38 protein-coding genes are annotated in these 24,858 nt (G+C 47.1%); 32 read left to right on the top strand and 6 right to left on the bottom strand.

Annotation, left to right across the window (positions count from 1 at the left end; genetic code table 11):
- Nucleotides 1-94: 94 nt before the first annotated feature.
- On the bottom strand, nucleotides 95-1,336 hold the full coding sequence (locus tag AC6B99_RS21320; RefSeq protein ID WP_056043911.1) for a helix-turn-helix domain-containing protein: 1,242 nt from the start codon (nucleotides 1,334-1,336) through the stop codon (nucleotides 95-97).
- Nucleotides 1,337-1,676: 340 nt separating this feature from the next.
- Between AC6B99_RS21320 and AC6B99_RS21325 the strand changes: the two genes are divergently transcribed.
- The 3 genes from AC6B99_RS21325 to AC6B99_RS21335 are packed head-to-tail and all read left to right on the top strand — an operon-like array spanning nucleotide 1,677 to nucleotide 3,846.
- Nucleotides 1,677-2,156, top strand: a complete 480-nt coding sequence (locus AC6B99_RS21325; RefSeq protein WP_056043913.1) for a GreA/GreB family elongation factor — start codon at nucleotides 1,677-1,679, stop codon at nucleotides 2,154-2,156.
- Nucleotides 2,146-2,640, top strand: a complete 495-nt coding sequence (locus AC6B99_RS21330) for a cation:proton antiporter regulatory subunit (RefSeq protein ID WP_056043916.1) — start codon at nucleotides 2,146-2,148, stop codon at nucleotides 2,638-2,640. Before AC6B99_RS21325 ends, AC6B99_RS21330 begins: the two co-directional genes overlap by 11 nt.
- Nucleotides 2,641-2,643: 3 nt before the next feature.
- Nucleotides 2,644-3,846 (top strand): cation:proton antiporter domain-containing protein, encoded by a 1,203-nt coding sequence (locus AC6B99_RS21335; protein WP_494864258.1) that lies wholly within the window; start codon nucleotides 2,644-2,646, stop codon nucleotides 3,844-3,846.
- Nucleotides 3,847-3,979: 133 nt separating this feature from the next.
- Here AC6B99_RS21335 and AC6B99_RS21340 read toward each other — a convergent pair whose 3' ends face one another.
- Both AC6B99_RS21340 and AC6B99_RS21345 read right to left on the bottom strand, forming a co-directional pair.
- The gene (locus AC6B99_RS21340) at nucleotides 3,980-4,648 is read right to left on the bottom strand and encodes a PspA/IM30 family protein (protein WP_496664179.1); all 669 of its coding nucleotides are present in this window, start codon (nucleotides 4,646-4,648) and stop codon (nucleotides 3,980-3,982) included.
- Between the two features lie 27 nt (nucleotides 4,649-4,675).
- The gene (locus tag AC6B99_RS21345; protein WP_494864262.1) at nucleotides 4,676-4,891 is read right to left on the bottom strand and encodes a PspC domain-containing protein; all 216 of its coding nucleotides are present in this window, start codon (nucleotides 4,889-4,891) and stop codon (nucleotides 4,676-4,678) included.
- Between the two features lie 238 nt (nucleotides 4,892-5,129).
- Here AC6B99_RS21345 and AC6B99_RS21350 point away from each other — a divergent pair, with 238 nt between their 5' ends.
- The 7 genes from AC6B99_RS21350 to AC6B99_RS21380 all read left to right on the top strand — a co-directional run bounded on the left by AC6B99_RS21350 (nucleotide 5,130) and on the right by AC6B99_RS21380 (nucleotide 11,659).
- On the top strand, nucleotides 5,130-6,383 hold the full coding sequence (locus tag AC6B99_RS21350) for an outer membrane lipoprotein-sorting protein (RefSeq protein WP_056043928.1): 1,254 nt from the start codon (nucleotides 5,130-5,132) through the stop codon (nucleotides 6,381-6,383).
- A 144-nt stretch (nucleotides 6,384-6,527) separates the two neighbouring features.
- Nucleotides 6,528-7,721, top strand: coding sequence for an alanine racemase (gene alr, locus AC6B99_RS21355; protein ID WP_056043931.1), 1,194 nt, complete (start codon nucleotides 6,528-6,530; stop codon nucleotides 7,719-7,721).
- 231 nt (nucleotides 7,722-7,952) lie between these two features.
- Nucleotides 7,953-8,234, top strand: a complete 282-nt coding sequence (locus AC6B99_RS21360) for a CopG family ribbon-helix-helix protein (RefSeq protein WP_046233825.1) — start codon at nucleotides 7,953-7,955, stop codon at nucleotides 8,232-8,234.
- 3 nt (nucleotides 8,235-8,237) lie between these two features.
- Nucleotides 8,238-8,588 carry a type II toxin-antitoxin system PemK/MazF family toxin gene (locus tag AC6B99_RS21365; RefSeq protein WP_046233824.1) on the top strand — a complete coding sequence of 117 codons (351 nt, stop codon included), beginning with the start codon at nucleotides 8,238-8,240 and terminating at the stop codon, nucleotides 8,586-8,588.
- 364 nt (nucleotides 8,589-8,952) lie between these two features.
- On the top strand, nucleotides 8,953-9,678 hold the full coding sequence (locus AC6B99_RS21370; RefSeq protein WP_496664180.1) for a CpaB family protein: 726 nt from the start codon (nucleotides 8,953-8,955) through the stop codon (nucleotides 9,676-9,678).
- Complete coding sequence (locus AC6B99_RS21375; protein WP_496664181.1) at nucleotides 9,678-10,523, top strand: CpaE/TadZ family protein; 846 nt, start codon at nucleotides 9,678-9,680, stop codon at nucleotides 10,521-10,523. The genes AC6B99_RS21370 and AC6B99_RS21375 overlap by 1 nt, the downstream gene beginning before the upstream one ends.
- On the top strand, nucleotides 10,520-11,659 hold the full coding sequence (locus AC6B99_RS21380) for an ATPase, T2SS/T4P/T4SS family (protein ID WP_496664182.1): 1,140 nt from the start codon (nucleotides 10,520-10,522) through the stop codon (nucleotides 11,657-11,659). The genes AC6B99_RS21375 and AC6B99_RS21380 overlap by 4 nt, the downstream gene beginning before the upstream one ends.
- A 46-nt stretch (nucleotides 11,660-11,705) precedes the next feature.
- On the opposite strand, the gene AC6B99_RS21385 is transcribed toward AC6B99_RS21380, so the two are convergent.
- Entirely contained in the window at nucleotides 11,706-12,932 is a 1,227-nt protein-coding gene (locus tag AC6B99_RS21385) for a tyrosine-type recombinase/integrase (RefSeq protein ID WP_496664183.1), read from the bottom strand.
- Between the two features lie 81 nt (nucleotides 12,933-13,013).
- Nucleotides 13,014-13,415, bottom strand: a complete 402-nt coding sequence (locus AC6B99_RS21390; RefSeq protein WP_496664184.1) for a helix-turn-helix domain-containing protein — start codon at nucleotides 13,413-13,415, stop codon at nucleotides 13,014-13,016.
- A gap of 165 nt (nucleotides 13,416-13,580) precedes the next feature.
- Between AC6B99_RS21390 and AC6B99_RS21395 the strand changes: the two genes are divergently transcribed.
- From AC6B99_RS21395 to AC6B99_RS21405, 3 genes are read left to right on the top strand one after another with little or no spacing between them, the layout of a single operon-like run.
- A complete protein-coding gene (locus AC6B99_RS21395) occupies nucleotides 13,581-13,787 on the top strand; it encodes a helix-turn-helix domain-containing protein (RefSeq protein ID WP_496664185.1) in 207 nt (68 codons plus the stop codon).
- A 3-nt stretch (nucleotides 13,788-13,790) separates the two neighbouring features.
- Nucleotides 13,791-13,982, top strand: a complete 192-nt coding sequence (locus AC6B99_RS21400) for an excisionase family DNA-binding protein (RefSeq protein WP_496664186.1) — start codon at nucleotides 13,791-13,793, stop codon at nucleotides 13,980-13,982.
- Nucleotides 13,983-13,997: 15 nt separating this feature from the next.
- Nucleotides 13,998-14,144 (top strand): hypothetical protein, encoded by a 147-nt coding sequence (locus AC6B99_RS21405; RefSeq protein ID WP_496664187.1) that lies wholly within the window; start codon nucleotides 13,998-14,000, stop codon nucleotides 14,142-14,144.
- Here the strand turns inward: AC6B99_RS21405 and AC6B99_RS21410 are convergent.
- Nucleotides 14,141-14,308 (bottom strand): hypothetical protein, encoded by a 168-nt coding sequence (locus tag AC6B99_RS21410; RefSeq protein ID WP_496664188.1) that lies wholly within the window; start codon nucleotides 14,306-14,308, stop codon nucleotides 14,141-14,143. The two genes, AC6B99_RS21405 and AC6B99_RS21410, sit on opposite strands and share 4 nt — an antisense overlap.
- Nucleotides 14,309-14,421: 113 nt before the next feature.
- On the opposite strand from AC6B99_RS21410, the gene AC6B99_RS21415 reads away from it, so the two are divergent.
- From AC6B99_RS21415 to AC6B99_RS21505, 19 genes are all read left to right on the top strand, one after another.
- Nucleotides 14,422-15,105 (top strand): Rha family transcriptional regulator, encoded by a 684-nt coding sequence (locus tag AC6B99_RS21415; protein WP_496664189.1) that lies wholly within the window; start codon nucleotides 14,422-14,424, stop codon nucleotides 15,103-15,105.
- Between the two features lie 12 nt (nucleotides 15,106-15,117).
- Nucleotides 15,118-15,393 carry a hypothetical protein gene (locus AC6B99_RS21420; RefSeq protein ID WP_496664190.1) on the top strand — a complete coding sequence of 92 codons (276 nt, stop codon included), beginning with the start codon at nucleotides 15,118-15,120 and terminating at the stop codon, nucleotides 15,391-15,393.
- Between the two features lies 1 nt (nucleotide 15,394).
- Entirely contained in the window at nucleotides 15,395-15,649 is a 255-nt protein-coding gene (locus AC6B99_RS21425; protein WP_496664191.1) for a hypothetical protein, read from the top strand.
- On the top strand, nucleotides 15,642-15,875 hold the full coding sequence (locus AC6B99_RS21430; protein WP_496664192.1) for a hypothetical protein: 234 nt from the start codon (nucleotides 15,642-15,644) through the stop codon (nucleotides 15,873-15,875). The genes AC6B99_RS21425 and AC6B99_RS21430 overlap by 8 nt, the downstream gene beginning before the upstream one ends.
- An 89-nt stretch (nucleotides 15,876-15,964) precedes the next feature.
- Entirely contained in the window at nucleotides 15,965-16,696 is a 732-nt protein-coding gene (locus AC6B99_RS21435) for a recombinase RecT (protein WP_496664193.1), read from the top strand.
- Complete coding sequence (locus tag AC6B99_RS21440) at nucleotides 16,677-17,489, top strand: PD-(D/E)XK nuclease-like domain-containing protein (protein ID WP_496664194.1); 813 nt, start codon at nucleotides 16,677-16,679, stop codon at nucleotides 17,487-17,489. The genes AC6B99_RS21435 and AC6B99_RS21440 overlap by 20 nt, the downstream gene beginning before the upstream one ends.
- A gap of 182 nt (nucleotides 17,490-17,671) precedes the next feature.
- Nucleotides 17,672-17,848, top strand: a complete 177-nt coding sequence (locus AC6B99_RS21445; RefSeq protein ID WP_496664195.1) for a hypothetical protein — start codon at nucleotides 17,672-17,674, stop codon at nucleotides 17,846-17,848.
- Entirely contained in the window at nucleotides 17,832-18,341 is a 510-nt protein-coding gene (locus AC6B99_RS21450) for a hypothetical protein (protein ID WP_496664196.1), read from the top strand. The genes AC6B99_RS21445 and AC6B99_RS21450 overlap by 17 nt, the downstream gene beginning before the upstream one ends.
- A gap of 12 nt (nucleotides 18,342-18,353) precedes the next feature.
- Nucleotides 18,354-19,433, top strand: coding sequence for a replication protein (locus tag AC6B99_RS21455; RefSeq protein WP_496664197.1), 1,080 nt, complete (start codon nucleotides 18,354-18,356; stop codon nucleotides 19,431-19,433).
- On the top strand, nucleotides 19,430-19,969 hold the full coding sequence (locus tag AC6B99_RS21460) for a Holliday junction resolvase RecU (RefSeq protein WP_496664198.1): 540 nt from the start codon (nucleotides 19,430-19,432) through the stop codon (nucleotides 19,967-19,969). Before AC6B99_RS21455 ends, AC6B99_RS21460 begins: the two co-directional genes overlap by 4 nt.
- Before the next feature lie 135 nt (nucleotides 19,970-20,104).
- Nucleotides 20,105-20,542 (top strand): hypothetical protein, encoded by a 438-nt coding sequence (locus AC6B99_RS21465; RefSeq protein WP_496664199.1) that lies wholly within the window; start codon nucleotides 20,105-20,107, stop codon nucleotides 20,540-20,542.
- Nucleotides 20,539-20,745: a hypothetical protein gene (locus AC6B99_RS21470; RefSeq protein ID WP_496664200.1), complete on the top strand. Its 207-nt coding sequence runs from the start codon at nucleotides 20,539-20,541 to the stop codon at nucleotides 20,743-20,745. Before AC6B99_RS21465 ends, AC6B99_RS21470 begins: the two co-directional genes overlap by 4 nt.
- Nucleotides 20,742-22,163 (top strand): DNA cytosine methyltransferase, encoded by a 1,422-nt coding sequence (locus AC6B99_RS21475; RefSeq protein ID WP_496664201.1) that lies wholly within the window; start codon nucleotides 20,742-20,744, stop codon nucleotides 22,161-22,163. Before AC6B99_RS21470 ends, AC6B99_RS21475 begins: the two co-directional genes overlap by 4 nt.
- 35 nt (nucleotides 22,164-22,198) lie before the next feature.
- On the top strand, nucleotides 22,199-22,996 hold the full coding sequence (locus AC6B99_RS21480; RefSeq protein ID WP_496664202.1) for a DNA adenine methylase: 798 nt from the start codon (nucleotides 22,199-22,201) through the stop codon (nucleotides 22,994-22,996).
- A gap of 33 nt (nucleotides 22,997-23,029) precedes the next feature.
- Nucleotides 23,030-23,209: a DUF7167 family protein gene (locus tag AC6B99_RS21485; RefSeq protein ID WP_496664203.1), complete on the top strand. Its 180-nt coding sequence runs from the start codon at nucleotides 23,030-23,032 to the stop codon at nucleotides 23,207-23,209.
- Nucleotides 23,210-23,247: 38 nt separating this feature from the next.
- On the top strand, nucleotides 23,248-23,883 hold the full coding sequence (locus tag AC6B99_RS21490; RefSeq protein ID WP_496664204.1) for a dUTP diphosphatase: 636 nt from the start codon (nucleotides 23,248-23,250) through the stop codon (nucleotides 23,881-23,883).
- 252 nt (nucleotides 23,884-24,135) lie between these two features.
- Nucleotides 24,136-24,330, top strand: a complete 195-nt coding sequence (locus AC6B99_RS21495) for a hypothetical protein (RefSeq protein WP_496664205.1) — start codon at nucleotides 24,136-24,138, stop codon at nucleotides 24,328-24,330.
- A gap of 20 nt (nucleotides 24,331-24,350) precedes the next feature.
- On the top strand, nucleotides 24,351-24,536 hold the full coding sequence (locus AC6B99_RS21500) for a hypothetical protein (protein ID WP_496664206.1): 186 nt from the start codon (nucleotides 24,351-24,353) through the stop codon (nucleotides 24,534-24,536).
- A gap of 49 nt (nucleotides 24,537-24,585) precedes the next feature.
- Nucleotides 24,586-24,735: a hypothetical protein gene (locus tag AC6B99_RS21505; protein WP_496664207.1), complete on the top strand. Its 150-nt coding sequence runs from the start codon at nucleotides 24,586-24,588 to the stop codon at nucleotides 24,733-24,735.
- The last annotated feature ends 123 nt before the right edge of the window (nucleotides 24,736-24,858 follow it).

The following is a 24,858-nucleotide window of genomic DNA, read 5'->3' on the forward strand; positions in this document are numbered from 1 at the left end:
GATGAAACCTCCGTTTTGACAATAATGGTCAGGCTTATAATGATCAAAACGTATTATACGCTCCCGCCGCTTTGCAAAACATGGACATTCGTGTTTAGTTCGTTCTAAATAATTCTTCTACCTGTTCTACCATGAGATTGTGGGCAAAAGGGGAGTAGTCCAGCCAGGGGCATTCCTGTATTCGCCGCACATTTCCCGCTTTTACAGCTTTAAGCTTTGTCCATACGCTGCTATGCTGAAGCTGCCGCCACATTTGCTGAGAGGCTTGGTCAGAATCAATAATAAGCAGCAGACGATCTCCCGTAAAAATAGGCATCTCCTGCTCCTTAATCTCACGCAAAATCGATATGTTTTCTAAGTCATAAGGGCAGTTTAATTTCAAATCCTCATATAAGACAGCCCCTCCGTTACGTCGTCCATATACAACGATATGTCCCTGCATGAGATGAACAATTGAAATCGTATCCCCTTGAAAAAGCTTCCTGACCCGCTCCCCGGCATAAGCCGCCTTCTGATCATAATTCGCGAGCCAGCATGCAGCGTCCTCTCCTTTGCCAAGCAGGGCTGCAATTTGCCTAAACTGCTGCCGCCAGTCTAGCTCAAGCCAAGGAATGACGACGGTGCGGGCGATTTTGCCGATGGAGCCTATAATCTGTTCATTCACCATATCGTCGCATAAAATGAGCTCGGGCCTAGCCTGCTGAAGCGCACTGCGATTATAATCAACTAAATCCGGCTCCATTCGTTTGGATCGTCGAAGCGGATAGGGAATATGCTGAAAAAAAGCATGGCGGTGCACGTCCCTTTGCGGATCGACCTGTGCGGCACACGGAATAATGCCTAAAGCAAGCAAATGTCCGGCATAGGGAAATGAAAAGGAAGCAATTCGTGTATTCGTCCACGCTGCATATTGTTTTGGCGTTATGCCTGCCGCTTTCTTAAACTTACGGCTGAAATAAAATTCATCCTCAAAGCCGACCTTTTCGGCAATTTCCTTAATCCGCAAATTAGAATGCAGCAGCTGCTCCTTCGCTTTGTTGATCCGGATGCTGTTCAAATAATCAATGGGGCTTTGCCCGATCCAATGCTTGAATTGATGGGAGTAATGCCATAGGCTCATGCCTGCGATGGAGGACAGCTTCTGCCGGGTCATGACTTCCGCATATTTTTCATTCATATAATGGATGGTTCGGTCGATCATGGCTTTCGCTTCCGAAGGCCAGTTTTCGTTTTCGCTCAAAGCAGCGGCCTGCTGCTCGAACTCTGCTTCGGTGGTCTGTTTCTTCCAATAACTGTAACCGCCGTCCGCTTGCAGGACGGAAGCTGGTTTTCTCATTTTCGCGTCCTCCTTTTTAAAGAAGCTTCTTCATTTATATTTTTCAACAGCTTAGCGCTAGCGTTCACTTTTCTGCTTGCTAATCATTTAATGAGAATTGTTATCAATTGTAGTTTATACGAAATCAATAGTCTGTACAACCTCTTTTCCCTTTTTACATCAGCATAGCTTGTCCCATTAGATTTAAATAATTGCTGGACATATATTAATTGTTTGGTAAGCTTGTTATAAGGCCTCTGACGCAGAGGCCTTATATTATTTTAGGAGGAGAACAGCATGGAAAAAGCGGTTTATTGTTTATGCAAAATCAGTAATGTACGCATAGGGAGTGAGGTCTACTATGAACCATAGTATCGGTTTGTCCTATGCCCAAGAACAGCTTGTGTCGCAGCTTGCCGTGTTAGGTGTCGAGAGGAAACGCTTCCTCGACGCCTATTTTGTTATGCCGGGGAAAGAGCGTATGGAGATGGAACAATTTCTATTCTTGTATACGGAGGCCGTGCAAGAGCTTCTCTCGGAAACGGACGTGCTAATGGAAGAAAAACTTCAATCCATGGTGCTTATTGGCAGCCATATTACGATTGAATATCCTGATTATGAAGCGTTGGATTCCTTTACCATCGTGCTGCCTGAGCAGGCCAATCCAGACGAAAACCTCATTTCCTTTCTGTCGCCTGTTGGCAGGCAATTGCTTTTGGCACGTCTAGGCGAGTCTATCACTGTAGCGACACCATCGGGCCCCATGCGTGTCATTCTCGCTTCAATTAAGTTCACTGCTAACCAATTATCCAGGGAAGGAGGAGCTGTAAGTGGATCTTAGAGAATCCGAATTGCCCGGTATTGGCCGAAAATACAGCCTGCGAACCCGCAGCGGGGAGCAGCTGGTTATCGTCGTTCATAATGATGAACGAAGGGATATTTTTCATATGGACACAGATGAGCCTGATGAGATGCGGTCAATGGTCACACTTGATGACGAGGAAGCCAGAGTTGTATCGGCTATCATTGCAGGCATCACCTATAAGCCTAAATTTCTGGAAAATCAGGAAATAGCGCTAGATAGCTTAGTTATCGAATGGATTCGGCTGGAGCCTTTATCTAAATGCGTTGGCAAACGGATTGGGGAGCTGGATATCCGCAAAACGACGGGTGCGACCATTTTGGCCATAGTAGAGAAGGATAAGACGAAGCATATTAATCCTGGAGCGGAATACGCGTTTACGTCAGGCGTAACATTAGTCGTGGCAGGTGAACGCATTCAACTGAACCAATTAAAAAAACTTTTGCTGAATGGGGCACTTTAGCCCATGGAGACGCTCATATTTGAAGTCGGGATGGCACTGGCGCTCATTACGCTGACAGGCTTGCTTTCAGCGAAGCTTCGCTTCTCGGTTATTCCTTTTTATATTTTGATCGGGATGGCTGTGGGACCGCATGCGCCGCATTTTTGGATTATTGATTTGCGGTTTATTGAGAGCTCCTCCTTTATCGAATTTATGGGACGTTTAGGCATTTTATTTTTGCTGTTTTATTTAGGGCTGGAGTTTTCGGTAGCGCGGCTGTTGAAATCAGGTAAAGCGATAATCGTAGGCGGCTCCTTCTATGTCGCACTGAATTTTCTATCAGGGCTGCTGCTTGGCTGGATTACGGACTTGCCCATCAAAGAAACGCTAGTCGTTTGCGGCATTATGACCAGTTCCTCCACTGCTATTGTGGCAAAGGTGCTGGTCGACTTAAAGAGAACCGCCAACCCGGAAACAGAAATCATTATGGGTATGATCATGTTTGACGATTTGTTTATTGCGGTACACATATCGATTTTGACGGGGCTCATCTTGAGCGGCGCATCTTCCTTTTGGAGCGTTTTGCTAATCTCTTTGACTGCGCTTGCCTTTATCGTTGTATTTTTATTTGTGGGCAGGAAAATTATTAAATATATTGATTTTGCGCTTAATATTAAATCGTCAGAGCTGTTTCTGCTGATGATTATGACGCTGCTGTTTCTTGTTGCCGGCTTCTCGGAAACGCTTCATGTAGCAGAAGCAATCGGAGCGCTGATGATCGGGCTTGTACTTGGCGAATCCAGGCATGTGAAGCGGATCGAGCAGCAGGTGTTACCCTTCCGCGATTTTTTCGGGGCGCTGTTTTTCTTTAGCTTCGGTCTAACCATTGAGCCCGCCTCTTTGGGCGGCGCGGTAGGGATGACGCTGATCGCGGTACTGTTGACGCTGGTTGGCAATTTGGGAGCAGGCATGCTGGCGGGCCGTATTTCAGGCATTTCGCCAAAGGCATCGCTTAATGTAGGCTTTACGCTCGTTTCCCGAGGCGAGTTCTCCATCATTATGGCGAACATCGGCAAAGCGGGCGGTTTAATGGCCTCCATTCAATCCTTTGCGGTGCTGTACGTCTTAATTCTTGCTGTGCTCGGCCCTTTGCTTACGAAGGAGTCCAAGTGGATCTATCAAAGCTATGAGCAGTTGCGGAAGAGACTGAGGCGCTCAAGAGGATAACGGACGGTGTGCGAAAAAAAGAACAGGAGCTACTCAGAAAGCAGTATTGCTGCTAAATGAGTGGCTCCTGTTCTTATATTTCATCCTCGAAACGATAGCTTAGCCGCCAGAGGACGGCGACAGCCGTTTACGCTTAGCTGACGGATTTCTTCTGCAATAACCGCTGCAGCTCTTCCTCTACTCTTGCGCTTTGCTGCGCATTTTGCTCTGCATTTCCCGTTGGGGCACTATCCAGGCCATATGAAGCTTTGGACAATTCCTGCTGAGCTTCCCGTTCCATCAGCTTCTGTTCAATACGGTCAAAACCTCTGGAAGCGAAGCTTCCATGCAAGGAATCCGCTGATGAATAGCCAGTGGCTCCGTCTGTTTTCTTCAAGCGCAGCACGAGCTCTTTGCGTTTTTCATGCAGCCGAATTTTCTCTTCCTTCAGTGACTCCAGACGAAGACCGAGCTCAAACGCGCTCTGCTTGGCCAACTGAAGCAGCTTTGTAGTTTCTTCGCGCTGATCGGCGTAAGCCAGTTTTGCTTCAAGTGCAGCACGGGCTTCTTCCTCGCGTTCACCTGCGACCGCTTGCTCTGCTTTGCTTTCATAGTAGTCGGCTTGTTGCTGCAGCTCCGAAAGCTTTGCCAGAAAAGCACGCTCTTGCGCCTGCTGATGCAAGCTCTCTCGTTCAGTGTTTGCGATGTCCTCGTCCAGATCCCTCAAATACTGGTTAAGCATCGTCACCGGGTTTTCCATTTTATCCAACATTTCATTGGCCGCTGCCTTCGTCATACTAAATACACGTTGTAAAATTCCCATTCTATCATCTCTCCTCAAAATTAATTTTTAGTAGTTATCAGAAAATCCGAAATTGCCATGTGGAGCCTTTGGAACAACCAACGTCGCAATGAAGTAGGCAAGAATGACTGCACCGCAGCTGAAAAGGGAGGCAAAAACAACAAGCAATCTTATAATAGTAGGATCAATGCCGAGCCAGTGTCCAATTCCTCCGCAGAGACCGGTTAGCTTGCTATCCGTCGTTGATCGAAATAATTTTTTCATAACGTTCATCCTTTCCCGTGTTCGTCTATGTCCTTATTGTAATGCGCTCCGCGAGATTGCGTAACGGACCGCAGTCCGTTCAGCATACTAGCCTTTAGGCGGGCATCAACGCGACAAATGGCGGGGGAACATAGATTGCTTTTCTCAGTGAGCTTGTCAAACTAGTCCGCATAAATGTCCAAGTTCCCTCATACACATGAATCAGATGGCAAAACATTGTGAAGAGGGGTTGATTTTAATGCGTCGCATGACATGGGCCGCGGCAATGATATTATGTTTTTCACTCGTATTGGCTGCCTGCGGGACGAAGGATGCCGAGTCCGTGGTGAAGGATCTGGACAAGGTAGTAAATGGGCTTGAGAGCTATCAAGGAAGCGGGACAATGACACTTCATACGGGCCAACAGCCGCTTACCTACAAGGTTGAAGTATCCTACCAGAAGCCGCAATATTACCGCATCAAGCTGACTAATGAAGAAAAAGACATTACTCAAATTGTACTGCGCAATGACGATGGCGTTTTCGTCCTGACGCCACGCCTCAATAAAGTGTTCCGTTTCCAAAGCGATTGGCCGCAAAATCAAGGTCAGGTTTATTTGTACCAGACGCTCGTGCAGAGCATTTTGCTGGATAACTCGCGCCAATTTGCTTCTGAAGAAAGTGCCTACGTCTTCGACGTTATGGCAAATTACAATAATGGATCTTTGGCGCGGCAAAAGATTTGGCTCGACAAGTCAAGCTATAAGCCAGTCCATGTTGAGGTCAGCGATGCCAATGCTGCGCTAATGGTCGAGGTGCAGTTCAATACATTCGAATTTGGCTCCAAATTTGATAAGAGTGTATTTGAAACAGAGGCTAATATGAAGTCGACCCCATCGAGCAGCGGCACAGGCGAGCAAGCAACTTCGGCAATTCCAGAGGATAATGTCAATAACAATGGCACGGACAATAATCAGGCATCTGGCTCAGACAATAATGCAGGCGGGCAGAACGAAGTGGACAGCAGTACAGGCATCTCTGGCAATGCCAATACAGATGGCAATTCGGAGCAAAACAATGGCACTGATCAAAATGCGAGTACAGATCAAAATACAGACGGCAGCTCGAATGCAAATGAGGAAGCCAATGAGACAAGCGCGCTGCCGGATGATGGCGTGTTCCTGACAATGGCTCCGACGTATTTGCCGGATGGTGTCGTTTGGAAAGACAGCAGTGATGTGGAGTTCGCTGGAAATCCTGGCCAACTGACTCGTTACACAGGCGTTTACGACTTCTCGCTCATTCAGACTCAGCCTCACGATCAAGCAGCCTCGCTTGTCCCAGGCACCTTGGTGGATCTTGGCTTTACGTGGGGAGAACTCACCTCGGGAACCGAGCAGCAAACGCTCAGCTGGACTTATGAAGGCGACCAGTTCAGGCTGACAAGCGCCACGCTGCCAGAAACCGAAATGATCAAAATTGCCCAATCCGTGCAATCGGGCGTCGATAAATAGGAAGAACCCTGAATTTCCAAGACGTGCTAATCAAATCCGGCAGTCATTTCATTGACAGTCCTGACGGCAACGTATAACATTAATACTATTGATGTTTACTGGCCTTCATGTATGGGGCTGCCGGATGAGGAGAAGGTGAACGACTTGGAGGGGTATTATCGCCCAACACGGGTAGAAATTTCTTTGGATGCGCTGCGCCGCAATTTGAGCGTGTTTCGAGCGCATATGGGCGAGGACGTACGCCTGATGGCTTCTGTGAAAGCCAATGCTTATGGCCATGGAGCGGTGGAAATCGCACGGGAAGCTGCGAGCTGCGGAGTAGATTATTTAGGGGTCGCTTTTCTGGATGAGGCATTGGAGCTGAGACGGGCAGGCATTTCCATCCCTATATTGGTGCTTGGCTATGTTGCAGCAGATGCGCTGTGGCTTGCAAGAAAACATGATATAACGATAGCCTTGTTTCGCGAGGATGTATTAGAGGCAGCGTCCAAGCTGCCAGCTCCGGATGAGGATCATTTTAATAATAAGCTAAAGGTTCATATTAAAGTAGATTCCGGCATGGGACGGCTTGGGCTCATTGGAGCGGATGCGGCTATCCCTTTTATTGAAAAGGCGCTTTCCGTTCCCCAGCTTGAGGTCGAAGGGTTATTTACCCACTACGCCCGTGCGGATGAGCATGACAAAAGCTATACGATTTTGCAGCATGAGCGTTTTCAGGAAGTCGTTCGTTATGTGTTGCAGCAGAAGCTGCCGATTCCGATCATTCATGCGGCTAACAGCGCTGCAGGCATGGATACGCCGGAGCTTGCGGGCAATATGCTGCGGCTTGGCATTAGTATGTATGGCCTTTACCCTTCGGATGAGGTGCGCCATGATGAGCTGCAGTTGGAGCCGGTATTGTCGCTTAAGACAGAGATCGTCATGGTGAAAAATGCACCTTCTGGCTGGGGCATCAGCTACGGCGCTCGTTATGTGACGCAGGGCGAGGAGCGGATTGGAACGCTCCCGATTGGCTATGCCGATGGCTTTAGCCGGATGCTGACAGGCAAAGCGCAAGCGCTTGTTCGTGGCGTAAAGGTTCCTGTCCGCGGGACGATCTGTATGGATCAGTGCATGATTGCGCTTGATGCGGCGGCGACGGAAGCTGGAGAACCCGTTGAGCAAGGCGAAGAGGTTGTACTCATTGGCGATCAGGGCAATGCGCGGATTTCTGCAGAAGAGGTTGCGAAGCAGCTCGATACGATTAATTATGAGGTCACCTGCATGCTGGCCGCTCGTGTACCGCGTGTCTATTTTAAGGATGGAAAGGCGCTATCCGTCGTAAATCCTTTAATTTGACAGCATGAGCGTTCGGGAAAAATTTCAAATGCCATTTTTACGCAAAAAAAGAGGGATTTCACCATTTGTCTCGAATTAATGCTAGGTCGGGTTTAAAGACGCTAAAGTACGTCATGTTCGTACAGCATATTTGATATATCGCTGACATAGATATGTTGAAGTATAGAGGGGCCTTATTATTGCAATAATGTGTATTAAAGGTTGTGGAAAAGTTTTGGAGGTGCTTGTTCGGTGGCCAATGTGCAGAACACCAAGAGGATCATGATTAGCTTGCCGGATCATTTACTGGAGGAGGTTGACGGTATCGTAGCTAAGGAGAACTCTAACCGCAGTGAATTTATTAGGCAGGCTATGAAGCTGTACCTTGTGGAAAGAAAGAAACGGCAAATCCGCGAGTCCATGCAGCGTGGGTATCTGGAGATGGCGAAAATCAACTTGAACATGGCCTCGGAAGCTTTTCAAGCGGAGGTAGAGGCTGATCACACGCTCGGCCGTCTTGTAAGCGGGGTGTAGAGCTTGATCGTAAAACGTGGAGACGTGTTCTTTGCTGATCTGTCACCTGTCGTCGGATCGGAGCAGGGAGGAGTGCGGCCTGTTCTTGTCATTCAGAATGATATCGGCAACCGGTTTAGTCCGACCGTCATTGTGGCGGCCATTACCGCGCAGATTCAGAAGGCGAAGCTCCCTACACATGTAGAAATGAACGCGGCTGCACATGGCTTTGACCGGGATTCCGTCGTTCTGCTTGAGCAGATTCGAACGATCGACAAACAGCGGCTGACCGACAAAATTACGCATTTGGACGATGAAACGATGCGTAAGGTCGATGACGCGCTATTGATTAGTGTGGGCCTGATTGATTTTTAAAAATATAAGCATTTATAAGTTTCACACTTATAATGGGCTTATATTTCTCGGGATGAAACGCGCCGCGCCGCCAGAGGATGGCGACAGCCGTTTCACCTTAACGGGCTAAATCCTGTGTAAATGCGCTTTTTTATAGCATCCGTTGATGCTGTAGGGGAGCGCATTTGTGCATGAACGGCGTTTGAAAATTTATTATAAAAAAAGATGGACAAGAAATGTTTCCTTTGCTATTATGTGGTTAATCAAGAAACACACCAATTACATATGAGCAATATTTAGCGAAGAACGCTAGTAGTTAAGCCTTTTACAGGCTGCTGCTGCGTTCTTTTTTTGTTGTCTGCTAATGGCTCGGAAGGGGGAAGGAATGAATAGAAAAAGGAATATTTGGATCAGTGTGCTGGCTGCGCTGTTGTCGGGTGCGCTTGTATACGGTCTGTTCCAGATTCAGCAGCTGCAATTGCAGCGTCAAGAAATGGTTGCTGTCGTCGTGCCCAAGCGTTTTATTATGGCTGGCGCAACTTTGATGGCAGAGGATCTCGCCTACCGGTATGTACCGAAAGCCGCTTACGACAATGGAATGTTGCTGGATGCTGCGACTGCTGCCGGAATGGAGACGATTGTACCGCTCGGCAAGCAGGAACCGATTCTCGGTTGGAAAATCGACCGCTTTCACCTGCTGCCGGGCAGCGGCGAATCGACCTTCCAAATTCCGCGCGATTATGTACGCTCCATCTCTAACGGCATTCGCGCCGGGGATAAGGTGGTGCTGTATTTATCCGGTGAAGGAGAAGGTACCGGGCGCCTGTTTGATCAGGCAATTACAGTAGCGTCAGTCAAATCCTCAGGCAATGTTGAAATCGATAATATGGAAGATCCGAATCTGCTCTCCTTAGCGGATGGGGATAAGGAAAAGATGTATGCCTCCCGGCGTGAGGCCAATGGCATGATCGATTACATAAACCTCAATCTGACCGAGAGGCAGTGGCTTGCAATCGATGGCTATTGCAAGGATGGAAGCTATAAGCTTGTCGTTGCTTTCAGCCCCGAATCGCTAAATGTTGTGGATGAGATGAAGGAGGAGCAGCCTTGATGGAGCAGCGAATACCGCTCATTGCCTTTGTGGGAACGACGCCTAATATTGGGACGACGACAGCGGCTTTTGCGGCGGCATACCGTATGGCCGAGGCCAGCGGCCTGCATATCGGCTATTTATGCCTGCATCTTAAGAGCGCGAAGCTCCATCGCTACCTTGGCATCAAGGAGCCGCAAAGCACGCTCGACAAGCTGCGGCCTGAGCTGCAATCAGGCTCGCTGACACCGGGAAAATTGATTAGTGCTATGCATGTGGTTGAAGGAAGAGAGAATTTGCGAGTGCTGTTCGGCAATGTTGTGCGTGATCAGGCCGAATTTTTTACCCCTGAGGAGGCCGAGCATTTGATCCATATTGCGGGGCAAACCTTTGAGGTGCTTTTTATGGATGTCAGCGCTTATTGGGATAATGCAGCTACCGTGTGTGCATTGCGGCTGGCGAGTACGCGAATTGTAGTCACGACCGGTGCGCTTTCCCATTTTCAGGAGGATGGAAGACGCTGGATCACACAAATTTCTCCGTTATTCGGCCTGACAGCTGATCAATACAATACCGTTATTATAGAGCCCCCATGGGGCAGAGGAGGCTATCGAATGAAAGATATTTGCAAGGAAATGGGTACGGTGAAGCTAGGTGTAATGCAAATGACGAAGGATACATTTATCCATTTGGACAGCGGCAAGCTTGGTCAATGGCTGGGGGAAGATCAGGCGGGCAGGACAGCAATGAAAAAACCATCGCAGCAGTTAATGGAGCGATATGGCATTCGGACTATAGCTCCTGCTTTTAAGCTGCAGCCTTGGTATCGCAAGCTGCTCTCGCATCGCAATGAGGCCCGCTCTTGAAGGCGGGAGACAGCCGATTTTCTCCTTTTGATTATTCAGCCCAGTTGAGAGTCGGGGCGACTGGAAGCAAGGAAGGAGAGGGCGGAGACGTGCACCTGCCAGATCCGTCACATGAAGCGGATTTTGACAGGCTCGCTGATGAGATGAAAGCTTTTTTGGCAGCGCCGCGTGGGCTGAATGATGAGGAGCGAAGGCAGTACAATGAGACGCTGAACCGTGCTGTACTTGGGTTTATGCCAGAGCGGGAACAGATTTATGCAGTTATTAATGATCGGTTGCGGCGACTGCGCATTCATAATCAAGATGGTAATCATCATCCCTATCAAACGCTTGCTGAGGCCTTGTTCGCCGAGGTTATTGGGCTGAATGTGCTTGAACTCGTTTTGCAGCATAAGGATGGGCTGGAGGAGGTGCAGGTCGTAGGCACGCAAATTTATGAGGTTCGCAGTGGCGAGGCTGTTATGTCGAAGCATCAATTTGCAAGTGTTCGCGATGTTGAGCGTATTCAGAGCAACTTGGTGCTGTATAACAATGATCGGTTTACCCCGCGCAAGCGCTGGGCGGAGGTGATGCTGAGCGACGGCTCGCGCGTCACGATGACAGGATTCGGCTTCACCTCGAAGCCGACGCTGACAATTCGCTTTTTTACAGTTAAAAGCTTTGGCCTGCCTGTACTTAGCGAGCCGGAATACGCAACGATAAGTCATGCGATGCTTGCCATGCTGCAAGCTGTGCTGCATGCGAGATTCAATCTTATTATTATTGGGCCGACGAATTCCGGCAAAACCCATTTCATGAAGGCGCTAATTGCAAGCCTGCCTGATGAGGAGCGGATCATTACCATTGAAGGGCGCTTCGAAATGATGCTCGGAAGAGATTTTCCAGCAAAAAATATCGTCGAATATGAAGCCGACGAGGACGATCCCCAGCACCAGGCTAGCCGGGCGTTTAAATTGGCCCTTAGGCAATCTCCTCAGCGCATCGTGCATGCGGAGATTCGGGACAGCGATGCTAACATTTATGTGAGAGCCTGCACTAGAGGGCATTCCGGCAGCATGACAACCGTGCATGCGAATGCGCTGGAGGATGTGCCAGAGACGATCACCGATATGTGCATGATATTAGTATTTACTTGATTTATCAGGGTGTTTTGTTGTTTTCCCCCACAGCGCCCCCACAAATTTAAATTAATCCATTCATCAGCAAGTCCAAACGATCAACAGCTTCACGTTTTTTAGGTTCAGTTACATGCAGGTATACTCTTCTGGTAATTGTATCATTTTGGTGACCGAGCAATCTTTGAATAGCCGGGAGTTCTACTCCAGCTTCTGCCATGAGTGAGGTGTAAGTGTGACGTAAAGAATGCGGCGATAAAGTTGAGGGTAAATCAACAAGCGATAATAATTTTTTCATCTCACTGGAAAAGTCTCTTGGTGCCATTGGATAGCCGGGGAACGTTTTATTGTTAATAAAAAGAAATTCATCTTTTTTATAGAAATCACTACCAACAGAAAATTTGTACTCTTTTCTCCAAATCAGTTGGTCATTAAGCACTTTTAATACCGATGCCCCTAAGTCTACTTTTCGCTTAGAGCTTGGTGTTTTTGGAGGACCCAAATAAAAATCCGCATACGCGCCCCTATGATGCAATGTTTTGGTTATGCTTATCCTCTTATTAATTTCGTCTAGATCTGAAATCTTTAGAGCGCATAATTCCCCGATTCTCAAACCGGTGTACGCCAGAACGAACAGAGCATGAAAAAATTGGATATCGGGATGCTCTTTTGCGGTTTTAAGAAAAAGAGCTAATTGTTCTTTTTCCATATAAACAGGCAACTCTTCTTCGTTTTCCAATTCTTCAATCGTTTTCTGAAAACTAGGAAGTTCAACTTCTAATGTGAAATTCTCAGAAATTATTTTTAATTGGACAGCTTTTCTAATTAGCATGCGCATACCTTCATTGATCATGCGGATAGTGCTTTGAGCATACCCATCATCCATTCCAGATACTTCTTTTGTTCGCAGATCATTAAGGAATTTTTGATATTGTAGAGAAGTTATTTCCTTTAGCTTCATGCCGTTAAAATACCTCTTAGCAATACTTAAATTATCACGACGAATCTTAATTGTACTTTTTTTCCTTCCGGTTGCTCCGTAATAGTTATCAATCCATGTATCTACCCAATTTGAAAGAGTGATGTCTTTTTCTTCAATGTATGTCCCTGATAGCAGCGAGGCTTTGATTCTAATCCCTTCGTTTTCTGCTTCTTTGAGTGTGGCAAACCCAATTGACTCTTTTTGCCTTCGCTTTAATTTTCCGTCCACTTCATCTTTAACACTATAACGGTAATAAAATTTACCATCACGTTCCCTTATATTTCTTACTTTTCGTTTTTCCTTCTTTTTCATCCCATTTCTTCCTCGCTAGATTTATGTTTTATCTATGGTAAACCGCTGTTATGCGGTGGAATCGAAAATATGATTATTTCGTTATTTCTTTTTGTTCTTTTTCTCTTTAGCTTCCCAAAACACTCCTATCAGAATATCCATGACTCGTCTTCTGGATTCGCTATCCATGGTCACTCCATCAAACATAATATCCCCGTCGGCTTGCAGTATCTTTTTCAAATCCTGAATATCTTTTTTTGTTGCCCATTCTGGAGCATCTATTTCAGTGAAATAATCAACCGACTTACCGAAATAGTCTGCGATTAATTTTAATGAGTCGATTTGAGGGTGTTTTGTCTGCCCGTTAAGTATCTTAGTAAGTCCAGTGTATGAAACTCCCGTATCCTTAGACAGCCTGTAAGCTGTAATTCCACGCTCATTCATTAGGTTAAGAATTTTCTCATTTATCTCCACAACAAAACTCAGTCCTCCAATGTCACCCAATAGGGTTATAACCTTTTTTAGTAATATTATAACGAAAAAGAGAGGTATGTCAAGCGCGGAAGAGTTATCGCGAGAAAAAGCGGTATTTTATAACTAATTTGAGTTATATACGCGTTTGATTATAACTACATGGGGTTATATTATGTTTTCAGGGAGGTGATAGATGTGGTGACAGCGATTGAAGGGAATATTCATAAGTTAATTGGTCAGCGGGGGTGGACGCTATATAAGCTGAGCAAACAAAGCAATGTATCTTTAACTGTGCTGTACGGACTTGGTAAGAAAAAGCAGGGGCCAACTGCCGAAACGTTAATTAAATTAGCGGCAGCTCTCGGGGTATCCCTGGATGACTTGGTTAAGACGGAGGTGTAATTTATGGCTTCATTAGATTTGGGACACACGCTAACTGTTAAGGAAGCGGCTGCTTACTTAAACATAGGAATGACGAAGATGAAGGCGGACATTAAGTCAGGGGCTTTACAAAGCTATAAGAACGGAAAGCTACGCCGGATTAAACGCGAATGGCTTCTAGACTACGAAAACAGCCTTATATCTACTGAATCATAAGAGGAGGGAAACAAAATGTTTATTCATGACAAAGAAAATTATATATCGCCACAACAAACCGTGGATAATCTTGAAAAATTATTGAAATTCGTTCAAGAAAACAACTGGTCAGAGGATGAGCTCTACTATGTAGTAAAACTCATCCAAGTAATGTTTGATTAGTACTTAGGTCTCAAGGCCTCATTATGTTCCTTGGCAACTGCTTTAGCAGCAAGGTACAGTTTCAAAGCGTTACTAGCCTTTTCTTCTGGTGTATTTCCTTCGACGGGATTTGCACTTAATACAGCTAATGCAAAATCTTTTGAATCTACTGTAGTCAATTTCAATGGTTATCGCTCCTTTCAAATGGATTCGGTATGCCAGTACCGTATGAATATTTTACCAGATTAGGAGCGTGAACGTCAGGAAGAATCTTACAAAACGACAGGGAGTGATATATATGCACTTAGTAAGAATCGAAAACGGACAGCCCGTAACGGATAGCCTGAATGTAGCAGAGACGTTTAGTAAAAATCATAAAGATGTGCTGCGGGATGTTCGTGAATTGGAGTGCAGCGAAGAATTTAGACAGCGCAATTTTGCGCTCTCCTCATACAAGTCGGAGCAGAACAAGGACTTGCCAAAAATCGAAATGACGCAGGATGGATTTTCCTTTTTGGTCATGGGATACACAGGGAAAGAGGCTTCGCGCTTCAAGGAGTTGTACATCCAAGAGTTTAATCGGATGCGGGATAGCCTGAACGGTTTTTCAGGAGCGAGTAAGGAGTTGCAAGCAATCTTTATGTTGGATAGTCGTACTCAGGAGATCAACAACAGGCTCGAAAAGCTGGAGAACAACACAACGATTGATTACGGGCAGCAGCGGTCGCTCGGAAAGGCAGGCAGCAAACGTGTGCTGACCATACTTGGAGGCAAAGAAACTCCTGCATACAGCGACACAAGCCTACGCAGTAAGGTATATCGAGCCTTGTGGAATGACTACAAAGAATACTTCAACGTCAATTCTTACTGCAACACGGCTACAGGCGATCTCGAAGAGGCCAAGCGCTATGTTGAGCGCTGGACGATGCCGACCAATCTTGCAATGCAAGTAGAGGCTGCAAACGACCAAATGACAATCTAAGGGGGAAGCGCTATGAAGAAAGTTGTTGACACGATGGAACTGGATGAGCACGAAGCTCTGCTAATCAAGGTTGTCCGCAATCTCAAATTTGATGACCTGTTGGATGCATCCAATGCAATTCAGCAAGAGGCAAGTCGTTCTCATATTAAATCCCAAAAGTGCAGGTTAAAAGGTGAAAAGCGAAATGCTGACGGATTCCAGCGACGTGCTGCCAATATTGGTTACCTTGCAGATGTATTAAGTCTAGCGAATGCGGATTACCGCAGCGTCATTGACGGAGGTGCTTAAGATGCTTGAGCTTATGCAAAAGATTTTGAGAACTGATTGGAAGTCCGACTACACAATTAACTTGGATGTAAACTCCAGTCGGGCTGATGTAATGGTATTCAAGGTCATTGAAAAATCGCCTCTCAAAATGGAGATGGTCGATCACATTAAAGGTGTTGATGCTGACGCGGACAAGCTGCAGGCGGCTATAACAATTGTGGATGCTATATTAGCTGGCACATATACGGGGGTAACCGATGGCTCGGTCATTGCTTGAGCAGCTTGTCGCAGAGCAATATCAGATCGAGGAGCACAAGCGCTTTGACGAGCTGAACCAATATATCAAAGACAACGTTGATGATCTGCACGGGCTGCTAGGCAAAGCAATCAAAGAGATAGCGAGGTTAGAGCATGAGTTACAAGGAGATGGCTCATTGGCTCAAAAAAAAGAAGCCTGCCGGAAGCAAGCGCATGCTCATCATCCTATTCAGGCATCATCGTAGATCGGCTGCCGTTCCAGCGGCGGCCAATCAAAACCATACGAAATAACTTGGTGCCTATCTTACTACAAAAAATGTAAAGGGGCAAGTACATGGCGACAATTATCCAGCATTTGGGTCAATTATTGGATTCGAGAAACAGCGCTTTGCCGTCCGGATTAAACAAAACAAGGTTTTTACAAAATTGTGAAGCGTATTTACCGGAGGTTCCGCATGCCAGCGCTTTTGGCACGGAGGATATAGCTCAGTTGCTATTCAAGGGAGCTGTCCTTGGATTGGATTTTTTGAACAGGGAATGTCACATCATCACCAGCGGGCCGGAGCCCCGTTTTCAAACGGATTATAAAGGCGAAATGAAGCTGGCGAAAAAATATAGCGTCCGTCCTCTGCTGGACGTTTATGCGAAGAATGTGCGAGAGGGGGACGATTTTCGAGAGGAAATCGTCGAAGGCAGGCCAGTTGTCAATTTTCTTCCGCAGCCATTTAACAACAGTAAAATCGTGGGAAGTTTCGCGGTGGCACTATTTGCTGATGGCGGCATGGTATATGAGACCATGCCAGCCGAAGAAATAGAGTTGATCCGCAAGCATTACGGAAAAACAGGGAATGACACTTGGGATAAAAGCCAGGGTGAAATGTACAAAAGAACCGTGCTGCGTAGAATGTGCAAGACGATAGAGCTTGATTTTGATGCGGAGCAAAAACTGGCATTTGAATCAGCTGGGGAATTTGATTTTGGTAGAGAGTCGAAGCCAACGCAGCAAAGCCCGCTTAATTTACTTGAAGGCGGGGAGGTGGCTGCAGATGCAGCTGACCAAGGATAACTATTTCTCGCCAGAAGCAAACCTTCATTACATGTCCGTCAGCCAATTCAAAGGTTTCCTGCCGTCATATGGAGGTTGTGAAGCAAAAGCCATGGCTGAGCTGCGCGGGGAATACGAGCGGCCCGACAAGAACGCTTTCAATGAAGGCCATTACATGCATGCGTGGAACGAAGGAACTCTGACTGAATTCAAGGCAAATAACCCGAAGGTATTTAGTTCCCGCGGCAGGACAGCCGGGCAGCTGAAAAAGGAATTCCAGCACTGTAACAAGATGATCAGGGCTCTTGAGAACGATCCGCTGGTTATGAAGGCTTTGGCTGGACAAAAAGAGGTCATTATGACTGCGGAGTTGTATGGTGTGCCGTGGAAAATCATGCTGGACAGCTACCAGCCGGAAGTTGGTATATTCGCAGATTTGAAGGCTCTGAAAGAAATGGACGGCAAGTTTTGGAATAAAGAGGTACAAGCTTACGAAAATTTTATCGACCATTACGGGTACGGCATCCAAATGGGTGTATATGCCCGAGTGGAGCAAATCAATACTAGGCGGGCGCTGCCGCTGTTGCCGCATATGGTCATCATAACGAAGCAAGACCCACCAGATCACGAGATTATCTATTTTGACTACGATCTGATAGAGCAGCAGCTAGCAATCGTAGCTAAGCATATAGAGCGAGTAAAAGCCGTTAAACACGGTGGGGCGATTCCAGTGCGTTGTGAAAAATGCGACTACTGCCGCGCAACCAAAAAAATCAAAGGCGCAAAGCATTATCGGGAACTAGCGGTGTACTGATGCCAATAGGAGATTTTAACCCGGCTCCTAAACCATCCAAACCCAAGCGGATCAAGCTCACGCAAAAGCAAAAAGGTGATATAAGCACAGCAGCAGATAAAGCATTGAAAGAGCGATCCCAATATATCTGCGAGGTAAAGAAGCTTTGTGATGGCGCTATGGCGACCGAGAGGGCGCATACGATGGGACGTAGGATTATACCGCATAAAACGACAGCGGACGATCTGCTGCATGCCTGCAACGCATGTCACCTTTGGCTGGACAGGAAGGAAGGCGGCATTCGATTCAAGAGGGCCGTGCGGGAAATAGGAACTTATGCATATTTGAAAGGGGCGGGCATAAATGTTGCTGAATACTAAGGGGCTTTGCAAGCAAATAAAATCAGATCGTAAAAGACTCATCTGGTCTCTCGATGATGAGGGGCATTCGATAACAAACCGTAGTTGGGGAATTAGATTGACTTCCTTGCCTGCTGATGTACACATTGCTCTTTTGACCGCATTCAATGGTCAAATTCCAGAAAAGGGGCAGTCGGTAACGAAATCTTTCGATGGCATTGCAACCAAACCAGCGCACAAGCTGCCCGAAATGATGGGCGCAGAAAAACCAATGGAATGGTCGCCGTATTTCCGTGAGCATGAGGGCGCTGGCATGCATCGCATATTCCTAATCGACGGGGGAGTTGCATATGTACAATCTCAATTCTTGCTCGCCTGCTCTATGGATATAAAGGTATTCGGAAACGGCGCATTTAGCCCTCTATATATGCCTGAAATTAATTATGTTGTGATGCCTGTCAGAATGCCGCAGCCAGATGATCTACTAGCAATAATAATGCAAACAACAAAATAGGAGGATCGGCGGATGGCAAATCCTCAGAAAGAGAACGGATTTTTACAGATTGCAAACGAGCTGTGGGACGAGATCATTCGCCGGGACTTCTCAAAACGTCAAATGGATATCATTCTTCTAATCTGGCGCATGTCTTATGGCTGCAAGAGAAAGGAAGCATTCATCCCGCAGCTTAAGGATTTCGAACTATGCGGAGTCGGAAGCCAGAATATTAAAAAGGAATTAACCTATTTATCCGATTGCAAAGTAATTAATTGGGATCAGTCCAGTGGCACTTATGCTGTGAATAAGGATTATGAACGATGGCAAATAAGCCCTGTTAAGAGCTGGAGTGATGATAAATTCAAGCAGTTAATTAGACAAAATTTAGGAAAAACCACTTCTCAAAATGAGAAGTCAGAGCCAGAGGTTAAACGCCTTAAAATTACTGTCACTTCTCAAAATAAGAAGTGGTCACTTCTCAAAATGAGAAGCACCCACTTCTTAAAACGAGAAGTGTGGATGCCTTCAAACCCTTGCGGCTGTAAGAGGAAACGGGTGTCTAAAGATAGTATTAAAGACAGTATTAAAGATATTAAAGATACTACAACAACAACTACAGGGGATTCGCCTCCTGTGACTGTTGAATTTCGATATAGCTTCGGAGAGGTGTTCCGAGCATATCAACACAACTTCATTTCAAACAAAGCGAGAATAACTCAATTTGATGCAGAAGATTTCGGAATGCTGTATGACGATTACGGCGGTGAATGGGTGTTAAAGGCAATGAGGGAGACATACAAGCATGGGCCTGATAAATGCAACCTTGCATACCTTGGAGGTGTGCTTAAAGGTTACAAGGCTCGTGGAGGTCCAGACGCTGCGCCTGCGCCAAAGGAAACACAGCAGCAGCGTTCTGGCAGTAAAGGATTTAAGTCAGGCGGTTATTCTGGCAAGCAGGCAATTGAGATTGTTGGAGATGTCCCTGTACAGGAAGCGAGCGAGGGAATGCTCAGGAATATGCTCCGCATGGCTCGGAAGGCTGACGGACTTCCTGAACCGACAGAAGCGGATTACCAAGAATTTATAGCAAAAAGGAAGGTGCAAGCATGAGTCACGCCAATAGAGGCATGGCCTTTGAGGGATTAATAGATTACAGCAATCAGATTTACGATATCAAAGACGTAGCCGTAATAAACAAGCGGGCGACGCCAATTAAGATATTGCGCCAGATCGGCAACAAGATACAGGGATACGTTGAGCGGGCATCGACGGTGGATTATGACGGAACGTACCGCGGTCGGTCAATTGTCTTTGAAGCAAAGTCGGTCAAAGAGTTGGATAGGTTTGATTTTAAAAATCTGCATGAACATCAGGTCGATTACTTGGACAAATGCCACAAGCAGGGAGCAATCAGCTTTTTGCTGATAGCCTTTGACAAGCAGCGTAAGACATATCTACTGCCATATACAGCACTTAAGCCCATGTGGGATGCAAGAGACAGCGCGGTTCGGGGCAGCAAGAGCATATCGCTTGATACGCTTGAGGTGCATGCCTATCATGTCGAGGGTGGACGGGTACCGCTGGACTATCTAGCAATCGTAGATAGGGTATGGCTCTCTGATAGGGCGTCAGGCTTCGGAGATTGACCGCTGTGGACTTCCGTGGGGCAAGTGATATGCAACTGTGGGAAATCCGCCACGTTGATTTACAGTCATCATGGAGCCTTAAAATCGATGTTGAAAAAGAGATCATCAGGCGGCGAATGGAAAGGAGTGTCACACATGGCAGCATTCGCATGGAAAGAGCGTTTAGCGCTCGTAGAATTGCTGGCCCAAGAGCTGGCAGACAATGGCGGTAAGTATGACGCAGTTTTTCGCTCTGCTAGATTATCAGAGTTCTCCGAGTATCCGTCTAAAATGCCTGTAAAACAAAAGCAGGCATTGAAAAAGGACGTCATGACGGCGGTGAAAGACATTATTCATGCGCGGGATGCAGCTGAGATTGGAGATATTGTCCGCGTGCCGAAAATGAAGCCGAATTTACTGTTGGGCGGAGAAATTCGAGACGGCCGGAAGCTGGTGGAGGCGGTTATTGTATCCAAGTCTATATTTTCTGGATCATACCGTTACACATTCAAGCGTGTTGAGGATGGCGGTATACAAAAGGGCAATGGCCAGATGATTAAAAGCATCTTGAAACGGGCGGCGCACTTGCGATGACCCGCCGCTTACGCCCCGTACCACGACATAAAACGGACAAGGCAGATAAAGGAGCAGGGGAGATAGTAACGCGGCAAATGACAGCCGAGGAGCTTGGACGGATGCCGGAGCCTAGGGAGCGGGATGTAATGACGTGGGGGCCGAGGCGGTCTGCCAGTGCGCTTGCCGATGGGCAGACCGGGAGAGGAGATGAAAAGATTTGAACACTGAAATTATAGTCGATAATTTCGCAGGCGGAGGCGGGGCCTCTACTGGCATTGAGTTGGCTACTGGACGAAGCGTAGACATTGCCATCAATCATGATCCAGCTGCTATAGCGATGCATGAAGCTAATCACCCTGATACGGTTCATTATCAAGAGGATGTCTGGCAAGTTGACCCGCATGAGGTATGTGCCGGCCGACCCGTTGCATTAAATTGGCTCAGCCCTTCCTGCACGCACCACAGCAACGCAGCGGGAGGAACACCCAAGAACAAGCAGCTCCGGGGGCAAGCCTGGCTCGCTGTTAAGTGGGCAGCAACTGTAAGACCGAGAGTTCAGATATTGGAGAACGTCAAGGAGTTTCAGTCATGGGGTCCTTTGCTGGAAAACGGACAACCTGATCCGAAAAGGAAGGCACTGACCTACAACACTTTTGTCAATGCGATTAAGCGTCAAGGTTATCAGGTCGAAACCAAGTTATTAAAAGCGTGTGATTACGGGGCACCAACCAGCAGGGAAAGGTTTTTCATGGCAATGCGATCAGATGGAAAGCGGATTGTATGGCCTGAACCGACCCATGGCGACCCAAAATCACCAGATGTCAAAAACGGTTTGCTGAAACCATGGAGAAACGCGGGCGAATGCATTGACTGGTCCATCGAATGCCCTTCTATTTTCACGAGAAATAAGCCTTTGGTGGATAAGACATTAAAGCGCATAGCAAGAGGGCTGCAACGATTTGTAATCGAGAGTGAAAATCCATATATCGTACCTTCGCATGCTGCAGTTAGCAATCTCGGGAACAAAGAGGACTTGGTAGTCGGTTTCCTTTCGAAGTATTACGGGGAGGTATCGCCTACCGAGGCTAGGGGGCAACGGTTGGATGAGCCAATGCATACCATCAGTACAGCGAACCGTTTTGCGCTTGTCACAAGCCATCTAGTTAAGTTTCGCGGGGACAATTACGGCAGCGGTACAGATCAACCATTGCCAACGATCACAGCAGGCGGGATACACGCCGGAGAGGTTCGGGCGTTACTCATTAAATACTATGGCGCTGGAGTAGGCCAGAGCCTTCACGAACCGATGCACACTATACCAACTAAAGACCGATTCGGGTTGGTACTAATCAAAGGCACGCCGTATCAAATCGTTGACATAGGGTTCCGAATGTTGAAGGCCCATGAGTTGTACCCAGCACAAGGCTTCCCCTCCAGTTACATTATTGACCGGGATGCACGAGGGAACAAATATCCTGCATCAGCTCAAGTGGCACGTTGCGGCAACGCTGTCCCCCCGCCTTTTGCGGAGGCTTTGGTTCGGGCGAATTTACCGGAACTTTGCACAGGGTCAGGGAATCAAATGACATTTGAAAGATATGCCGAGCAGCCGGCAGGGCAGTTGCAGCTATCTATTTAGGGGCTATAGCTCCATACAGAGAGGAGGACACACCAATGAGCGCACCGCGCATCTTACACTACCCCGGCAGCAAGTGGAGTATGGCGGATTGGATTATCAGCCACATGCCGCCGCACACAACATATTTAGAGCCGTTTTTCGGCAGCGGGGCGGTGCTGTTCAATAAAGACCGCTCCATATTAGAGACGGTGAACGACCTGGACGGAGAAGTATCAAATCTCTTTCAAATCATTCGCGACCGTCCGGAAGAACTAGCCAGACTTATCCATTGGACTCCATATGCGCGGGCTGAATACTACAAAGGCTACGATTCGGAAGGTTCAGGCATAGAGAGAGCCCGGCGTTTCTTGGTCCGCTGTTGGATGGCCAGAGGCGGAAAAACGAGTGATCGAACCGGATGGCGACATATTATCGACTTAAATGCACCGCATCCAGCGAAGGATTGGCAGAAGCTTCCGGACAAAATAATGCAGGTGACAGACCGACTACGAAATGTGCAGATTGAGTGTCAGCCTGCGTTGAAACTACTGGAGCGTTACAAACGTCCAGAGGTGCTTGTTTATGCCGATCCGCCCTATCTGTTATCTACACGCAGCAAGCGTATGTATGCCAAGGAAATGAACGATGCTGACCACGAGGAATTACTCGAAGCGTTGGCTGCTCATCCTGGTCCGGTACTCCTATCGGGGTATGACCATCCGATGTATAACGACAAATTGCGAGATTGGAGCCGAGAAACAAAGGCTGTAACGGCAGAAGCGGGTCGTTCCCGCATCGAAGTCCTTTGGATCAACCCAATAGCAGCTCAATATGGGCAGCAGAGCTTATTTTAACCCCCTATAGAGGGGAAAGGAGGCGGACACACGATGAAAGTGAAATGGAAGATGAGCATTGGGTATTCCGGAGCTACACGCACTGGTGGAATCGAAATCGACGAGGAAGATATGGAAGGTTTAACCGATGAAGAGCGCGATGTATATATCGGTGAAGCGGTCTGGGAAGATGCTCAGCAATATGTCGATACGAGCTGGGAGATTGAAGAATAGGCGCCCTATCGGGCATCCAATACAGGAGGGAACAAACAATGTTAACACTTGAAAAAATGTACGAAATGCAAAAGGCGCTAGACGCCAAGATCATTGCCGAGAAAGGTCTGGAGGGCAAAGACCTGCTACCCAACACGGTACTGGCGCTGCAAGTCGAGATTGCCGAGCTGGCTAACGAATGGCGCGGGTTTAAGCATTGGAGTAAGGATCAGGAACCGAGGACGGACGTTTATAAATCTTGTGATAAATGCGAAATGACCGGATTTATGGAAGTAGATCATGAATTGGAAAACTGTGAAGAATGCGATGGAATAGGCGGTCATTACACCAATCCCCTGCTTGAAGAATACGTAGACTGCCTGCATTTCTTCCTGAGCATTGCGCGGCAGCTTAATTTTACAGCTGGTGACTTGGATGTTTGGGAAGATGAGTCAGACGGAGAAACAAATATACTGTTTATCAGCCTATCACAAATTGTCGGCTTGCTTATGGCTCATGAAATGTTCGAAGAGGCACCAAAAGATTTGAAAGCTTGGCAGAGAACGCAGTTGCGGACGGCATTATACATCTTCTACACCCTGCAGGAACGTTTGGGATTTTCGTTTGAAGACGTCTCAGTAGCCTACGCAGCCAAGAACGCCGTTAACCATGAGCGTCAGGCTAACGGGTACTAGGAGGGCGGATTCAATTGAGCGTCGTTATTAGGAATAATGTTCATACAGCCAGAAAGACACACGAATGCGATAGCTGCGGACGTTTCATCTGGCCGGGCAACAGGTATCGCAGGATGTTTGGTTCCGCGTATGTTTCAGATCCACGGAGAGAAATAAAGCTGTGCAGCGGATGCTCTGACCTGGATGGAAAAAACGATGGTCACGTGGACATTCATACAGTTTGAATACAGAAATACATGGGAGGGCTACAAAATGAAACTCAAAGCAAAATGCCCGAAATGCGGAGTTAAGAATTGGAATCGAGATTGGGATAAAGCGACAAGGAATGTTTTTACAGGAAGCGACATCGGTAGTATATCTGATCCTGAATACAGAGATTGTTGCATCCATGTTTGTCCGTCATGCGGGGAAGAAATTGACGGAATTACAGATGTTGATGAGGTCTGAATACATGGGAGGGAACGACAGTGAGCAAACAGTTAGAGATTGACGAGCCAGTACAGCACATCAAGCGGAAATTATACGAAGCGCGCTTTGCTGGCTACACCAAAACAGGACGAGCAAAAGTCACTCATAATGCGAGTTTTCCTTTCGGGGTTTGTTTTTACACTGATACATTCAAAGCAGAAAATATTGTATCAAGAAGGAAGTAGCGGCATCCCCCCCATATAACCACCCATACAAAACGGAGGAGGTAACAACTTGGCTCATTATCAATGCAAGTACTGCGATCGTCCTGCTGGTTACATGGGCATACCGATTACGGTAGGAGACGAGGAAATTTGCGCTTGCGGTGCCGAGTGGGCAGACGCTCGAATTCTCGTAGAAGATGAGTATTACGACGAAGATTAATTTGCCGTGCTGATACAGCCGTACCCACGAGCTGGCGGCCCATCATACCCTTTGATAGAACGTCAGTTCGTGGAACCATTACATTAGGGAGAGTGAACGAAGATGAGGGAGATTAAGTTTCGG

Source organism: Paenibacillus liaoningensis (assembly GCF_059609455.1).

Bases quoted from the DNA above. Each gene is read 5' to 3' on its own strand.
- AC6B99_RS21320 (WP_056043911.1), bottom strand. From the start codon at position 1,336: ATGAGAAAACCAGCTTCCGTCCTGCAAGCGGACGGCGGTTACAGTTAT.
- AC6B99_RS21325 (WP_056043913.1), top strand. From the start codon at position 1,677: ATGAACCATAGTATCGGTTTGTCCTATGCCCAAGAACAGCTTGTGTCG.
- AC6B99_RS21335 (WP_494864258.1), top strand. From the start codon at position 2,644: ATGGAGACGCTCATATTTGAAGTCGGGATGGCACTGGCGCTCATTACG.
- AC6B99_RS21340 (WP_496664179.1), bottom strand. From the start codon at position 4,648: ATGGGAATTTTACAACGTGTATTTAGTATGACGAAGGCAGCGGCCAAT.
- AC6B99_RS21345 (WP_494864262.1), bottom strand. From the start codon at position 4,891: ATGAAAAAATTATTTCGATCAACGACGGATAGCAAGCTAACCGGTCTC.
- AC6B99_RS21350 (WP_056043928.1), top strand. From the start codon at position 5,130: ATGCGTCGCATGACATGGGCCGCGGCAATGATATTATGTTTTTCACTC.
- AC6B99_RS21370 (WP_496664180.1), top strand. From the start codon at position 8,953: ATGAATAGAAAAAGGAATATTTGGATCAGTGTGCTGGCTGCGCTGTTG.
- AC6B99_RS21375 (WP_496664181.1), top strand. From the start codon at position 9,678: ATGGAGCAGCGAATACCGCTCATTGCCTTTGTGGGAACGACGCCTAAT.
- AC6B99_RS21385 (WP_496664183.1), bottom strand. From the start codon at position 12,932: ATGAAAAAGAAGGAAAAACGAAAAGTAAGAAATATAAGGGAACGTGAT.
- AC6B99_RS21400 (WP_496664186.1), top strand. From the start codon at position 13,791: ATGGCTTCATTAGATTTGGGACACACGCTAACTGTTAAGGAAGCGGCT.
- AC6B99_RS21405 (WP_496664187.1), top strand. From the start codon at position 13,998: ATGTTTATTCATGACAAAGAAAATTATATATCGCCACAACAAACCGTG.
- AC6B99_RS21415 (WP_496664189.1), top strand. From the start codon at position 14,422: ATGCACTTAGTAAGAATCGAAAACGGACAGCCCGTAACGGATAGCCTG.
- AC6B99_RS21420 (WP_496664190.1), top strand. From the start codon at position 15,118: ATGAAGAAAGTTGTTGACACGATGGAACTGGATGAGCACGAAGCTCTG.
- AC6B99_RS21425 (WP_496664191.1), top strand. From the start codon at position 15,395: ATGCTTGAGCTTATGCAAAAGATTTTGAGAACTGATTGGAAGTCCGAC.
- AC6B99_RS21435 (WP_496664193.1), top strand. From the start codon at position 15,965: ATGGCGACAATTATCCAGCATTTGGGTCAATTATTGGATTCGAGAAAC.
- AC6B99_RS21440 (WP_496664194.1), top strand. From the start codon at position 16,677: ATGCAGCTGACCAAGGATAACTATTTCTCGCCAGAAGCAAACCTTCAT.
- AC6B99_RS21445 (WP_496664195.1), top strand. From the start codon at position 17,672: ATGGGACGTAGGATTATACCGCATAAAACGACAGCGGACGATCTGCTG.
- AC6B99_RS21450 (WP_496664196.1), top strand. From the start codon at position 17,832: ATGTTGCTGAATACTAAGGGGCTTTGCAAGCAAATAAAATCAGATCGT.
- AC6B99_RS21455 (WP_496664197.1), top strand. From the start codon at position 18,354: ATGGCAAATCCTCAGAAAGAGAACGGATTTTTACAGATTGCAAACGAG.
- AC6B99_RS21460 (WP_496664198.1), top strand. From the start codon at position 19,430: ATGAGTCACGCCAATAGAGGCATGGCCTTTGAGGGATTAATAGATTAC.
- AC6B99_RS21465 (WP_496664199.1), top strand. From the start codon at position 20,105: ATGGCAGCATTCGCATGGAAAGAGCGTTTAGCGCTCGTAGAATTGCTG.
- AC6B99_RS21470 (WP_496664200.1), top strand. From the start codon at position 20,539: ATGACCCGCCGCTTACGCCCCGTACCACGACATAAAACGGACAAGGCA.
- AC6B99_RS21480 (WP_496664202.1), top strand. From the start codon at position 22,199: ATGAGCGCACCGCGCATCTTACACTACCCCGGCAGCAAGTGGAGTATG.
- AC6B99_RS21485 (WP_496664203.1), top strand. From the start codon at position 23,030: ATGAAAGTGAAATGGAAGATGAGCATTGGGTATTCCGGAGCTACACGC.
- AC6B99_RS21490 (WP_496664204.1), top strand. From the start codon at position 23,248: ATGTTAACACTTGAAAAAATGTACGAAATGCAAAAGGCGCTAGACGCC.
- AC6B99_RS21495 (WP_496664205.1), top strand. From the start codon at position 24,136: ATGAAACTCAAAGCAAAATGCCCGAAATGCGGAGTTAAGAATTGGAAT.